12 protein-coding genes and 1 pseudogene are annotated in these 13,389 nt (G+C 69.5%); 7 read left to right on the top strand and 6 right to left on the bottom strand.

The features are described 5' to 3' along the window. Positions 1-283 precede the first annotated feature (283 nt). The 3 genes and pseudogenes from AB0D14_RS33750 to AB0D14_RS33740 all read left to right on the top strand — a co-directional run. Positions 284-760, top strand: a pseudogene (locus AB0D14_RS33750) (SDR family NAD(P)-dependent oxidoreductase); the annotation flags it as partial. A gap of 410 nt (positions 761-1,170) precedes the next feature. After that, a complete protein-coding gene (locus tag AB0D14_RS33745; RefSeq protein WP_362786699.1) occupies positions 1,171-1,902 on the top strand; it encodes an NAD(P)-binding domain-containing protein in 732 nt (243 codons plus the stop codon). 634 nt (positions 1,903-2,536) lie between these two features. Beyond that, positions 2,537-3,418, top strand: coding sequence for an alpha/beta hydrolase (locus tag AB0D14_RS33740; protein WP_362786698.1), 882 nt, complete (start codon positions 2,537-2,539; stop codon positions 3,416-3,418). Positions 3,419-3,628: 210 nt separating this feature from the next. On the opposite strand, the gene AB0D14_RS33735 is transcribed toward AB0D14_RS33740, so the two are convergent. Both AB0D14_RS33735 and AB0D14_RS33730 read right to left on the bottom strand, forming a co-directional pair. Next, on the bottom strand, positions 3,629-4,483 hold the full coding sequence (locus tag AB0D14_RS33735; protein ID WP_362786705.1) for a DUF4158 domain-containing protein: 855 nt from the start codon (positions 4,481-4,483) through the stop codon (positions 3,629-3,631). A gap of 103 nt (positions 4,484-4,586) precedes the next feature. Next, positions 4,587-5,417, bottom strand: coding sequence for an AraC family transcriptional regulator (locus tag AB0D14_RS33730; protein ID WP_362786696.1), 831 nt, complete (start codon positions 5,415-5,417; stop codon positions 4,587-4,589). A 213-nt stretch (positions 5,418-5,630) separates the two neighbouring features. On the opposite strand from AB0D14_RS33730, the gene AB0D14_RS33725 reads away from it, so the two are divergent. Both AB0D14_RS33725 and AB0D14_RS33720 read left to right on the top strand, forming a co-directional pair. Then, positions 5,631-6,026 (top strand): MmcQ/YjbR family DNA-binding protein, encoded by a 396-nt coding sequence (locus AB0D14_RS33725; RefSeq protein ID WP_362786694.1) that lies wholly within the window; start codon positions 5,631-5,633, stop codon positions 6,024-6,026. Beyond that, positions 6,023-6,481, top strand: coding sequence for an MmcQ/YjbR family DNA-binding protein (locus AB0D14_RS33720; RefSeq protein ID WP_362786692.1), 459 nt, complete (start codon positions 6,023-6,025; stop codon positions 6,479-6,481). Before AB0D14_RS33725 ends, AB0D14_RS33720 begins: the two co-directional genes overlap by 4 nt. A gap of 49 nt (positions 6,482-6,530) precedes the next feature. Here the strand turns inward: AB0D14_RS33720 and AB0D14_RS33715 are convergent, their stop codons facing one another. Together AB0D14_RS33715 and AB0D14_RS33710 are read right to left on the bottom strand one after the other, a co-directional pair. Continuing rightward, entirely contained in the window at positions 6,531-7,976 is a 1,446-nt protein-coding gene (locus AB0D14_RS33715; RefSeq protein ID WP_362786691.1) for a glyceraldehyde-3-phosphate dehydrogenase, read from the bottom strand. Between the two features lie 205 nt (positions 7,977-8,181). Next, positions 8,182-9,117 carry an SDR family oxidoreductase gene (locus AB0D14_RS33710; protein ID WP_362786689.1) on the bottom strand — a complete coding sequence of 312 codons (936 nt, stop codon included), beginning with the start codon at positions 9,115-9,117 and terminating at the stop codon, positions 8,182-8,184. Positions 9,118-9,256: 139 nt separating this feature from the next. Between AB0D14_RS33710 and AB0D14_RS33705 the strand changes: the two genes are divergently transcribed. Next, the gene (locus AB0D14_RS33705; RefSeq protein WP_362786687.1) at positions 9,257-9,844 is read left to right on the top strand and encodes a TetR family transcriptional regulator; all 588 of its coding nucleotides are present in this window, start codon (positions 9,257-9,259) and stop codon (positions 9,842-9,844) included. A gap of 35 nt (positions 9,845-9,879) precedes the next feature. Here AB0D14_RS33705 and AB0D14_RS33700 read toward each other — a convergent pair whose 3' ends face one another. After that, entirely contained in the window at positions 9,880-10,836 is a 957-nt protein-coding gene (locus AB0D14_RS33700; protein WP_362786685.1) for a hypothetical protein, read from the bottom strand. A gap of 150 nt (positions 10,837-10,986) precedes the next feature. Between AB0D14_RS33700 and AB0D14_RS33695 the strand changes: the two genes are divergently transcribed. Further along, complete coding sequence (locus tag AB0D14_RS33695; RefSeq protein WP_362786683.1) at positions 10,987-12,168, top strand: aminotransferase class V-fold PLP-dependent enzyme; 1,182 nt, start codon at positions 10,987-10,989, stop codon at positions 12,166-12,168. Positions 12,169-12,243: 75 nt separating this feature from the next. Here AB0D14_RS33695 and AB0D14_RS33690 read toward each other — a convergent pair whose 3' ends face one another. Further along, a complete protein-coding gene (locus AB0D14_RS33690; RefSeq protein ID WP_362786682.1) occupies positions 12,244-13,266 on the bottom strand; it encodes a YihY/virulence factor BrkB family protein in 1,023 nt (340 codons plus the stop codon). Between the last annotated feature and the right edge of the window lie 123 nt (positions 13,267-13,389).

Below are 13,389 nucleotides of genomic sequence, written 5' to 3'. Positions count from 1 at the left end.
TAACAAAATCACACCCCCACCACCCCCCCCCCCACCACCCCCCCCCCGGGGCCCCCGCCGGGGGGGCCCCCCCCGGGGGGGGCCGCCCCCCCCCCCGACGAACTACTCAAACGCGGCAAGAACGCCAACGACATCGACACCATCGGCAACGCCAACCTCGCCGAGGCCGCCCACCGCACCGGCATCCGGCGATTCGTCCTGACCAGCGTTCTCACCAGCGACCAGACGCCCCCAAGTCCCGCACTTCTGGCACAAGAAGCTCGCCGAGGACAAACTCGAACAGCTCGGCGTCCCGTTCGTCGCCCTGCGCCCGGGGGCGTTCCTCGACCAGGTCGCGAGCATGGCGGGCGCCCCGCTCGACAAGGGCCGCATGGTGTGGATCGGCAAGGCCACCGTCCCGCTGACCTTCGTCCACACCTCCGATCTCGCGGCGTACCCGGCAGCCGCGGTCGACGCCGAGGCCGCGGCCGGTGAGCGGATCGACATCGGCTGGGACCGTCCGGTCAGCATGCGAGAAGTGGCCGACGTGATGGGCAGCCGGGCCGGAAAGAAGATCAAGGTGGTGGCCGTCCCGTCCGCCGTCGCCCGCGCCGCAGGAGCCGTCGCCGGCCGCTTCATGCCCCTGATCAAGGACATGGCCGCGATGTTCCGCAGGTTCGAGACCGGACGCTACGTCGCCGACCCCCGCCGCCCGGAGCAGCTGTTCGGCCCCGTCCCCACGGCCGAGGACACCCTCGCCCGATACACGGGGCGCCGGTAAGAAACGTGTCACCAGCCGCAAACGGCGGTGATCACCGTGTTGCAGGTGGGGTAACCGTGGAGCCCCCGCTGGCATGATCGATCACCGATCTACTCGGGAGAGGCCCGGCGCATCAAGCCCGAACCGGCAACGGACCCGCCGTCACCGCAACACTACGTAACACCGCAGTTGGCTGGCACCGGACCGCCGGCGCGACCGACATCGCCCAAGCCACCCGCCAGGCCAACCGCCGCTCACACGACCTGATCACCGCCGTGACCAGCAGCTACCCGAGAACGCAATGACCCTGAGGACCGGGTCGCCTCGTTATTTCGCTCCGGGCCCGAGCACCGGAAACCCCAAGATGCGGTGCTCGCGCCGGGCGCCCTCGTTCCCGGTGGTTCCTTGGTCACCCGACCTCCGTCGGGTCGGTGTGCCGCACATCATCGTGGGCCGCAGGTCGGAATAGAGTGAGGGGCGCCGAGGTTCCGGATGACATGACGACGATTGGGTTCATCGGCAGTGGCAACATCGGAAGCACCGTAGCGCGGCTGGCGGTGGCCGCCGGGCATGACGTGGTGTTGAGCAACTCGCGTGGCCCGCACACCCTTCAGGACCTGGTGTCCGAGCTGGGGCCGAAGGCGCGCGCCGCGACGCCCGCAGAGGCGGCCGCGGCCGGCGACGTCGTGGTGGTGACGGTGCCGCTGCGGGCGTACCGGGACGTTCCGGTGGAGCCGCTGGCGGGCAAGGTGGTTATCGACACCAACAACTACTACCCGGACCGCGACGGCGTCTTCGACGAACTGGAGGACGGCTCCAGCACCACCGGTGAGCTGCTGCAGAAGCACCTGCCGGAAGCGCACGTGGTGAAAGGCTTCAACAACATCTGGGCCGGGCACCTGGGTGACCTGGCGCGTCCGACGGGGAGCGCGGACCGGTCGGCGCTACCGATCGCCGGTGACAACGCGGCCGCCAAGCAGGCCGTCACCGAGCTCTTCGAGAGCCTCGGCTACGACACCGTGGACGCCGGACCGCTCGCCGAGAACTGGCGCGCCCAGCGGGACACCCCGGTATACGTGACTCCCTACGGCGCTTTCGGGGAACTCCCCGGTACCCGGGCGAGCACGCAGGTCGTCCGTGAGGCGCTCGCCGCGGCGAAGTGAGGGTCTGCGGGTCGATGCGGATGCCGATCCGGCGACGGCTCGCCTGTTCCCATTGGACACTCGCCGCCTCCTCCAGGTGACCGAGGCGCCGGGAACCTCGGTGATTCCCGGCGCCTCGAGAGGATGGCGGTCAGCCGAGCTTCCAGGTGCCGATGGCGTCCGAGGCTGCCCAGGACAGGTCCGGCTTGCGCCAGGTGTGGTCAACCAGGCCGTCCAGGCCTCAGCCGAACACGTCGGTGAACTTCGTGTTCGGCTGATGGACGACCCGTCGGGTCGCTACTGAGCTTCCATTCGCGGATGGTGTTGTCACTGAGGAAACCGCGAAGGGTGTGCTCGAGGTTGGCGACCGCTTCGGGGCCCACCTGGGACTCCCACTGTGCGCGCAGTTCGTCGAAGACGGTTTCGCCCTCGTGGAGCATCGCGTGGCCCCGGTCAGTGACCTGTAGGCGCATCCGCCGCCGGTCCACTGGATCTGGCTCACGGGCCACGTAGCCGTGCTCCTGCAGGGCCAGCTCAGCGCCGCGTCGGGACATATGATCATCCTATCGAACCGTTGAGATCGACAACTTGTCTATCTAGTGCCTGTCGCGGCACTAGCTTTGTCGACAGCCAAGTTGTCTATATGAGGAGCGACATGCCGGTCATCACGCCCGTCGGCGCCACCATTCCCGGCGTCACCCACTACTTGGCTGAGGTCAACGGCACCCGGCTGCACTACGTCGCGGCCGGCGCCTCCGGCCCGCCGATCCTGCTGGTGCACGGCTGGCCGGAGACCTGGTGGGCCTTCCGCGAGCTGATCCCGCTGCTGGCCGCCGACCACCGGGTCTTCGCCGTCGACCTGCGCGGGTTCGGCGACTCGAGCCACGACGGCGAGGACTTCTCCGCGGCCACCTCGGCCGAGGACCTGCACCACCTCATCGCCCACCTCGGCGCCGGCCCGGTGCACCTGGTCGGCCAGGACATCAGCGGTGGCGTCGTCTTCCGCGCGGCGGCCGAGCATCCCGGTGACGTGCTCAGCCTGACCGCCATCGAGACAACCCTGAGCGGTTACGGCCTCGAGATGATCGCCGACGTCAACCACGGCGGCTCCTGGCACGTCGGGTTTCTCGGTGCTCCCGGCATCCCCCAGCTGCTGCTGTCCGGGAACGAACGGCGCCTGCTCGCCGACTGGGCCTACCCTCTGATGAACAAGACCGAGGGCGCGGTCACCGAGGCCGACCTCGACGAGTTCACCCGCTCCTATGCGGGCCCGGACGGGTGGGCCGGCACCGCGGGGCTCTACCAGTCGATCTTCACCGATGGCGGCGGGACCAAGGCCCTGGCCGAAGCCCACCCGCTGGCCGTCCCGGTTCTCGCCGTGGACGGCGTCAACGTGCCGTTCACCGCGCAGACCTTCCGGCAGGTGACCGCGGGTGAGGTCACCGCCGTCCACATCGAGGGCGTCGGGCATTTCGTCGCGCAGGAGGCCCCCGAAGCCCTCGCCGCCGCCCTGGTGAAATTCGTCGGATCAGACTGAGGCGGCCAGGCGGCCAGGCGGATCGCTTCGAGCTCGCCGGTCAGGGGCAGCGGGCCGACCGCGTACGGAACCAGCAGCGTATCCCCGCGCCGCACCGGCTGATCGCCCAGCCGCCCCGCGCCAGAAACCACGACCACGACGCTGAAGCCCTGCTCCACGGTGTCGCCGCCATGCAGCCGGTGCGCAGCACCGCCTCCTTGAGCATATCGATCAGCGGCACCGTGCCCCAGCGTACGGACCTCGCTCTTGAGCCGGCGCAGGTTGCGCGGCTCCGGGGCGGCGTCCAGGTCGGTCAGCTTGATCGCACCGTTCTTGCCCCGGTCGGCGATCCACCATCGCGCGCGCCCGCCAGCCGGCGAGTACCCGCGGGGCGACGTCCACGAACAGGTCACCGGGCAATCCGATCGCCCGGGCCGCACGTAGCTTGCGGATCTCGGTGAGCATCGACTCCAGGCTCACGTTGCCCGGCACCGACTTGATGAGCGCCAGGATCGACTCCTCGCCGGTGTCGTCGTCAGGCAACTCGACCGCGACCAAGGCGCGCAACCGGTAGGCGACGTCGGCGGGCAGCCTGCCCATGATTCTGGCGGTCAGCGTCTGCTCGCCCTGGCGCAGCGCCGAGCGCACGATCCTGTCGATCCGCCCGGCGGCCGGCGGCTCGATCCGCTCGGCTCGGCAGCGCACCAGCAGCTCGTCGCGGACCAGTTCCGGTCGCCGTTCTGCCTCGCACACCGCGGCGGCCAACCACTGCGTCAGCTGCTCGGCGTCGGCCACCGTGCACTCGCGGAAGCCAAGGTGGCTTCGGATCTGCGCCCGGTGGTACTCGATCGTGCGGCCCGTCCACTCGTAGAGCCCGAGCTCGGCCGGCTCGACACCGACCTGTCGGGCCACGAAATCAACCGCCTCGCCCGGCAACTCGCCGCGGCCACGCGGGAACCGGCCAGCCCAGATGCAGAACTTCAACAGCAGCGCGAACCCGAGCCGCGTCGGCCCGCGCTTGCCCGCGATCAGCACCCGCTCGTCGTCAAGCAACCTCCAGTACTCGACCAATGCGGCTAGTGACACATTTCTTACCGGCACCCCTGCACCGACGAGCTGCGCACCGCACAGCACCGCTGACAGGCCCCTCGTCCGCCGGACCGAACGGGCGACGGGGCGGGGGCCCGCCTCACCTGCCGGTCCTGGCTTCGCGGGCCGCGAAGGCGGCCGGGGTGAGACCGGTGTGGCCACGGAAGAAGCGGCCGAAGTTCGCGGGATCGGTGAACCCGAGATGGACGGCCACAGCCCGGGCGTCCCAACCGCCACCTCCCAGCAGGCGCCGGGCTTCGAGCAGCCGCCGCTCGTCGATGACCTCACGCACCCCCTTGCCGGTGGCGTCCCGGGCCGCGCGGCTGAGGGTACGAACCGAACAGCCGAGCAGCCCGGCATAGTCCGCAGCCCGGTGCAGTTCCCGGAAGTGCAGCTCCAGGGCGTCCACGAACCGTGCGTACGTGACCCTGCGGCCCGTGCCGCCCGCCAACGCGCCGGTGGAGGCGACATCCGGGGAATTGGCAAGGCGCAGCAGCAGCGATTCGAGCAGGCTGCGCCGCAGGGCGTGGTGGACATCGAGCCGGCGGCGCCCCAGTGCACGGTGCTCGTCCAGGAGCTGGAGCGCCGTCTGCCTCAGCCAGGACGCGTCATCGGGGTGCGGGCTGAGCACGGCAGGGGCCTCGTGCGCGGTGAGCGGGGCCAGCAGGCAGGCGGCGCCGGACGTCAGCACGTCCGGCTCGAACAGGATGAACAAGCCGCGGGCGGCGCCCGGCGGATGCCAGCACTGCGCGTGCCCGGGACGCACCCACAGCCACTGGCCGCAGGCAACGGTCCGCGTGACGTGGTCGACATCGTGGAGCAGCTCACCCTCGGTGACGAGGATCAGGTAGTGGAAAGTGGCGCGGCCCGGACGGGGCGGATTCCACGGCCAGTCGTCGTGCTCGGCGAAGAAGTCCTCGACGGTGCTCACCTCAAGGCCGTACGGAGTACCGACCGGGGGCTGGAAACCGTACAGCGGCACCGCAGCCTGCCCACGGCGTCCGACAGAACCTCTGGGGTGTCGCTTGTCGACCATCACGTGTCCGCAGCCTACCGCCCGTTTCGCCCACTCCAGGGAAAAGGATGGGGTGTGCCGTCCGTGGCCGACGCCCCGGCCCGTCACCACCTCGGAAAGGAAACACTCATGAACGGATCGACCCTGCAGACGTTCGCCGCCGAGTGCGCGGAGGAACTTCCCGGAGCGCGGCTGGAGCATCCCTTCGGCCCGGACTGGGAGGTCTTCAAGGTACGAGGCAAGGTGTTCATGCTGATGACCGAGGTCCCCGGGCGCCCCGTCGTGATCCTCAAGGCGGACCCCGGCGAGGCCCACGCTCTCCGGGAAAGCAACAGCCACATCACCCCCGGCTACCACATGAACAAGAAACACTGGATCACGTTGGAGGGCGGGACAGGCGTCGACAAGAAGCTCGCCAGGGAACTCGTCACCGACTCCTACCTGCTCGTCGTATCCCACCTGCCCAAGGCCGAGCGGCCCGTCGACCCGCACACCTACGGCACCAGCACGCAGGCGGTCCGGTGAGCGCGGCCGGTGACCGTCTCCAGGTCACCGCCCGCAAGGCGGCCCTCGCCCTCCCCGACGTCAGCCACGGCCGCCCCTTCACCCCTGGACTCGACGTGTACAAGGTCGCGGACAAGGTGTTCCTGATCGTCACCGACGACCCGGACGAACAGATCATCACGGTCAAGTGCGAGCCCGAGCACGCGCGGGCACTGGAGCGCGGCTACGCCTCGATCAGCCCGGGCCGCTATCTCGACAAGAGGCACTGGATCTCGCTGGGGCCCGGGCGGGGCATCACGAAGCGCTTGATCAACGATGCGGTCGAGCACTCCTACGACCTGGTCATCGACGGTCGCCACAGAGCGGGCGCCCGCCGCGACCCCGTGGCCCGCACGCGCCCGCCAGGTGAACGTTGGCCGCGCCCGCTTGGCCACTGGCCGGCCTCAGACGGCTTCCGCTTTCCGAACGATCACTGATCATGATCACGCGGAAATGCCCGCCGAACCGCGGAACCTACACCCGGGATCAGGCAGCCGGGGCCGGGTAGGTCGGGTACTCCACTCCGGAGACGTGCTGCACGACACGGATGACCTGGCAGGAGTATCCGAACTCGTTGTCGTACCAGAGGTAGAGGATCGCGTTGTCGCCGTCGACCTTGGTGGCGCCGGCGTCGACGATCGAGGCATGGCGCGAGCCCATGAAGTCGCTGGAGACCGCGTCGGGCGCGGTGGTGAAGTCGATCTGCCGCTTCAGCGGCGAGGTCAGCGACACGTTGCGCAGGTAGTCGAGCACTTCCTCGCGGGTGGTCTCGCGCCCGAGCCGCAGGCTGAGGATCGCGATCGAGACGTCCGGCACCGGGACCCGGATCGAGCTGCCGGTGATCGGTGCCTTGAGGTCGGGCAGCGCCTTGGCCACGGCGGAGGCCGCACCCGTCTCGGTGATCACCATGTTGAGCGGCGCCGAGCGGCCGCGACGGTCGGCCTTGTGATAATTGTCCAGCAGGTTCTGGTCGTTGGTGAACGAGTGGACGGTCTCCACGTGCCCGCGCAGGACGCCGTACTCGTCCGCCATCGCCTTCAGCGGCGGGACGATCGCGTTCGTGGTGCAGGACGCGCAGGACAGGATCTGTTCGTCCGGCTTGATCGTGTCGTGGTTGACGCCGTGCACGATGTTGGGGACGTCGCCCTTGCCCGGAGCGGTCAGCACGACCTTGTCGATGCCGGGGCGCAGGTGCTGCGACAGGCCCTCGCGGTCGCGCCACTTGCCGGTGTTGTCGATGAGAATGGCGTCCTTGATGCCGTACGCCGTGTAGTCGACCTCCGACGGGTCGCCCGCGTAGATCACCTTGATCGCGTTGCCGTTGGCGAAGATCGTGCTGTTCGCCTCGTCGACGGTGATCGTGCCCTGGAACTGACCGTGGATGGAGTCGCGGCGCAGCAGCGAGGCGCGCTTCACGATGTCCTGTTCGCCACCCTGGCGGACGACGACGGCGCGCAGGCGCAGGCCGTTTCCGGAGCCGGCCTTCTCGATGAGCAGGCGGGCGACGAGGCGGCCGATGCGGCCGAAGCCGTACAGGACGACATCGCGCCCCTCGCGGCTCTCGATCTTGTTGGCGCCCGTGGCACCGGCGACGGCCTCGGCGGTGAAGGCCTCGACCGTGAGACCGCGGTCGTCGCTGCGGTGCGTGGCGGCGAGCATCCCGATGTCGATCTGGGAAGGACCGAGATCGAGGGTGGTCAGAGCCCGCAGGTAGGGCAGGGTCTCGGTGACCGAGAGTTCCTCACCGGCGATCTGCCGGGCGAACCGGTGGGTCTTGAGGATGCTGACCACCGACTTGTTCACCAGGGAGCGGCTGTGCAGCAGGATCGTGACGTCCTGCTCGCGGTGCAGCTTCCCGATGATCGGGATCATCGACTCCGCGATCTCCTCGCGGTGCTTCCAGTTGGTGAACGACTCGTCGTTGACAGTCACAGGTTTATCTTTCGAGCTAGGCGGTGCTCATATGATAAACCGTCGATGATCTCGCCTCGCACACGGCCCGGCCCGCACGACTTCTCTCCGTTCGCTACGGACCCCGCCCGCGGACGCCACCGGCCGCCCTCGTGAGTCGGTGGCCGGTGGCGGGTGGCCGGTGGCGGGGTGGTGGTGGATGCCTGGGATCAGGTGGAAGGGGTGCTCAGGCGGACGGGGTCGCGAAGTAGTGGCCCTTGTCGAGGTCCTCGAGGAGTCCGGGCTGGGTCGGCTGCCACCCCATCAGTTCGCGGGTCCGCGCGCTGGAGACGGGGCTGTCCATGCCGAGGAAGCCGCTGAGCCAGGTGAAGTGCTCTGCCGCGTCGTCGGGGGATATGGACGTCACGGGCAGCCCGAGATGGCGCCCGATCACCTCGGCGACGCTACGGATCGGCACGCCCTCGTCCGAGACCGCGTGCAGTGTGGAGCCGGCCGGAGCGCTCTCCAGTGCCAGGCGGAACAGGTGCGCGGCGTCCGAACGGTGCACGGCGGGCCATCGGTTGGAGCCGTCGCCGATGTAACCGGAGACGCCCTTCTCGCGGGCGACGGCGACCACGGTGGCCAGGAAGCCGTGGTCCCCGTCGCCGTGCACGGTCGGAGCGAGCCGCACGACGGACGAGCGGACGCCGCGGTCCGCGAGAGCGGTCGTCGCGTGCGCGTTGGCCAGCCGCTTGGCCGGGCCGGGGGCCACGTCGGCGTCGAACGCGCCGGACGTCTGGGCGTCCTGTTCGGTACCGACCCGACCGGGTGCCAGCCCGAGGGTCCCCGAAGCTATGAGGAACGGTCGGTCGGAACCGGCGAGCGCCTCGCCGAACGTGTCGATGGCGCGCCGGTCCGCGTCGGCCGCGCTCTCGAAGCCGCCGCTGAAGGCGATGTCGTGCTTGAAGGCGAGATGGATCACACCGTCGGACTCGGCGGCAGCGCCGCGCAGGATGTCGAGATCGTCGATCGTGCCGCGGCGCACCTCGGCGCCGGCCTCGGTGAGGGCGGCGGCAGAGGCGTCGGAGCGGGCGAGCCCGACTACCTGGTGGCCGGCGCCGATGAGCTCCGGAACGACGGCTGAACCGATCCAGCCGGACGCCCCGGTGACGAACACGCGCATGAGGAGAACCTCCGGGTAGGTCGACCGTCCCCACCGCGGGATGCCGGAGAAGGGCATGGGTGGCGAACGCGTCGATGTCAGTGACTGTCGTCAACCGTAGCAGTCGATGCCAGTCACTGTCATCACATAGAATCGGGGCATGGGCCGATGGGAACCGAACGCGCGTGGACGACTTGAGCAGGCGGCGTTGGACCTCTACAGCGAGCGCGGGTTCGAGCAGACGACGGCAGCGCAGATCGCACAGCGTGCCGGGCTCACCGAGCGGACCTTCTTCCGGCACTACGCCGACAAGCGCGAGGTGCTGTTCGGGGGTGCGTCCCAACTGGAGGAGGCCTTCGTGGCCGCCCTTGCCGCCACTCCGGTCACGGCCGCGCCGATCGACGCGATGGCCTCGACGCTGGAGACCATCGCCACCTTCTTCCTGGAGCGCCACGAGTTCGCCCGGCAGCGCCAGGCCGTCATCATGGCCAGCGCGGAACTGCGCGAGCGTGAACTGATCAAGCTCGCGTCGCTGGCCGCGGCGCTGGCCGCCACCCTCCGCCGGCGGGGCGTCCAGGAGCCGGCCGCGAGCCTCACCGCAGAGGCGGGCATAGCCGTCTTCAAGATCGGTTTCGAGCGCTGGGTCGGCGAGAACGGGGAACGCGCACTGGCGGAGTTCCTGCGGGAGTCGCTGGACGAACTGAAGGTGGTGGCAGGGAGTGACCGGGGCGGGCGCGGTCGTTCGTGACGGCTCCCAGAGCCTGTGTCACATCCCCGGCCGGATCAGCGCATCAGCGCCCCGCGCAGGGTCAGGCCGTAGTTGACGCGCAGCCGTCGTAGTTCCCACAGCGCCACCGTGGTGACCGAGAGCGGGGCGCCGAGCATGACCGCGATCCGGACGGGGCCCGGCAGCGTCTCGTAGGCGCCGGTGAAAAGGTCCACCAGCGCCATCTCCCAGACGAGCACCATCGCAAGCAACGGCGGCACCGTCTCGTGGATGTCCGCGGAGCGGAACACGTGGACGAGGGACATGCCGATTCCGTAGATGACGAACGGGAGGACCCAGACAATCGTGAGCAGCGTGAGGACGACGGTGACCACCGTCATCGGAACGTTCGTGGCGAACCGTCCGTCGACGAGTCCGGTGAGCACGGACGCCGGGAACACGGCGACCCCGGCGATGATCGCCAGCACCGAACCCACCGGCTTGGCCGTACGGCGCAGCAACTCCTGACGGGCCGGGGGGCGGGCCGCGGCGATCAGCAGGCCGACGACCACTGGGAAAGTCACCGACAGGACGAGGACGTTGATCCAGCCCTGGTGCAGGCGGTCGCTCGCGACGTCACTCGCCGACCGGGCGAGCTTGTAGGAGAACATCACCCACAGGGCTGCCGCCAGACCCACCATGGTGCGGATCTTCTGGATGCGGGCGACCACCGCGTCGTCCACGCGGCCCGGCCTCGACGGCGTGAAGACCTTGCGTCCGACCGCGACGGGACCCGCCGCGCGCCACAACCTGACGAACGGGCCCGGGCGGCGCGCGGGCGGCGGCCCGGGATACGGGTAACCGGGATACGGGTGGCCGGGCCCCGGCGGGTACGGATGGGGATACGGAGCGGGCGGCGGATAACCACCCGGCTGCGGCGGTGTGTTGTAGGGATGCGGACCCGCGGGCGGGGGAGGTGCGTTGCGACCGTAGGGGTCGTACGGCGGCGGGCCCTGCGGGTTCCAGGCGTTCATTTTCTGCGGCTCCCCCGATGCGCGGCTGACGTGACGGACGCGTCGCGGCAGTGTAGTGGTTGCATACGGGAAGGAGTTCACTCTGGGGAGGGAATTCACTCTGAGGAGGGGTGAGGCATACAAACCTCGCACGGATGGAAACACACAGGCATGGACATCGACGCGCTCCGCAAGGACACCCCCGGCACCGTGAACCGGGTGCACCTCAACAACGCCGGGGCCGGACTGCTCTCCCGGCAGACCCTCGAGACGATGACCTCCCATCTGGAACTCGAAGCGGCCATCGGCGGATACGAGGCCGCGCGCCAGGAGCAGGACCGGATCGACGCCACCCGCACGAACATCGCCCGGCTGGTGGGCGGACAGCCCGACGAGATCGCGCTCTTCGACAACTCCACACACGCGTGGAACGCCGCCTTCTACTCGATGACCTTCGAGGCGGGCGATCGCATCCTGACCGGCCGCTCGGAGTACGGCAGCAACGTACTGGCCTACCTGCAGATCGCCCGGCGTACCGGCGCCGAGGTCGTGGTGGTCCCCGACGACGCACACGGGCAGCTCGACACAGACGCCCTGGCCGCGCTGATAGACGAGCGCACCAGACTCGTCGGCGTCAGCCACATCCCCACCAGCGGCGGCCTGGTCAACCCGGCGGCCGAGATCGGCCGGATCACCCGAGCCGCCGGCGTGCCGTTCCTGCTGGACGCCACCCAGACCGTGGGGCAACTCCCCGTCGACGTCACCGAGATCGGCTGCGACCTGCTCACCGCCACCGGCCGCAAGTTCCTGCGAGGCCCTCGCGGCACCGGCTTCCTGTGGGTCCGTCCCGAGGCCCTGGAGTACCTCGACCCGTTCGTCAGCGAGATCGAGGCGGCCACCTGGGACGGCGAGCGGGACTTCACCTGGCACGACGGCGCACGGCGCTTCGAGTCCTGGGAAGCGAGCTACGCCAACGTCCTGGGGCTGGACGCGGCGGTACGCCAGGCCCTGGACCTGGGAATGGAGCGGGTCGGGCAGCGAGCCACCGCTCTCGGCGCGTATCTGCGCGACCGACTTGAGGCACTGCCAGGTGTCACCACGTACGACCTCGGCCGGGTCCGGTGCGCCATCGTGACCGCCAAGGTGGACGCCCTGCCCACCGCGGACGTCGCCGCGGCGCTCGCACACCACGGGATCAACGTGAGCACGACCTTCCCCGAGCACACCCAGTTCGACACGGAGAGGAGGGACGTCCACCCCCTGGTCCGCCTCTCACCGCACTACTACAACACCGAAGCCGAACTGGACCGGGCGGTGGAGGTCATCGCCGAACTCGCGCGCACGGCCGGATGACCTCCGCCCCTCCCGTTCTCCCGTCCGGCCGCGGCTGCCGCCTTCACTCCACGCCACCCTCATCCCATGCCGCCCTCATTCCATGCGGCGCTGGTCCTCTTCGGTCCAGGCGCGGGTGTCCCGGGGCGGGAGGTAGGGCTCCTCGGTGTCCGGCAGGCCGCCGGCGATGGCGCGCTGCCGGGCCATCTCGGAGTCGAACTCCAGGCCGAGCAGGATCGCGATGTTGCTGATCCACAGCCAGACCAGAAAGACGATGACACCGGCGAGCGTGCCGTACGTCTTGTTGTACGAGCCGAAGTTCGCCACGTAGAACGCGAAGCCGGCCGAGGCGATCATCCAGATCACCAGGGCCAGCACACTCCCGGGAGTGATCCACTTGAAGCCGCGGCCCTTGACGTTGGGTGTCGCCCAGTAGAGCAGGGCGATCATGACCGTGACCAGGACGACCAGCACCGGCCATTTCACGATCGACCACATCGTCAGCGCCGTGTCGCCGATCCCCAGGGCCCCGCCGGCCTCGCGGGCCAGGCCGCCGGTGAACACCACGATCAGGGCGCTGATGACCGTGAGCACCAGGAGCACGACGGTCACGCCCACGCGGATGGGCAGCACCTTCCACACGGGGCGCCCCTCCGGCATGTCGTAGACGGCGTTGGCGGAGCGGATGAACGCCGCCACGTAACCGGAGGCCGACCACACGGCGAGAACCACACCGAGCACGGCCATGACCGAGCCGATGCCGCCGCGGCCCTGCAACTGCGTCACCGCGTCGCTGATGATGTCGCGGGCCGAGCCGGGAGTCAGCTTCTTGAGGTTGTCCAGGACCTCCTGGGTCGCGGACTCCCCGGCGATGCCCAGGAGCGACACCAGGAGCAGCAGCGCCGGGAACAGCGAGAGAACCCCGTAGTACGTGAGTGCCGCGGCCCTGTCGGCGAGTTCGTCGTCCCTGAACTCCTTGAGGGTGCCTTTCAGTACGGCCAGCCAGGACCGCTTCGGCAACTGGGTGGGCTTGTCCGGTGCCCGCTCCTCGATCTGTTCTCCCGGGCCGGTCTGTTCTCCCGGGCCCGGCACCTCGTGCCGCGCGGATCCCGACGCCATGCCGCCGCCGTGATCGGATTTCGGTGTCCTTGACATACCGGCCGGGTATCCCGACCCGCCCTGCCCATGCGCCGACCGGGAGCCATCGCCCTGCCAACCGGGAGCTTTCGCCGTGTCATAGGC

It is taken from the genome of Streptomyces sp. NPDC048484 (genome assembly GCF_040651415.1).
GTDB lineage: Bacteria > Actinomycetota > Actinomycetes > Streptomycetales > Streptomycetaceae > Streptomyces.
Note: the sequence above shows the minus strand (reverse complement) of the source record. Positions and strands in the feature narration are given on the sequence as shown.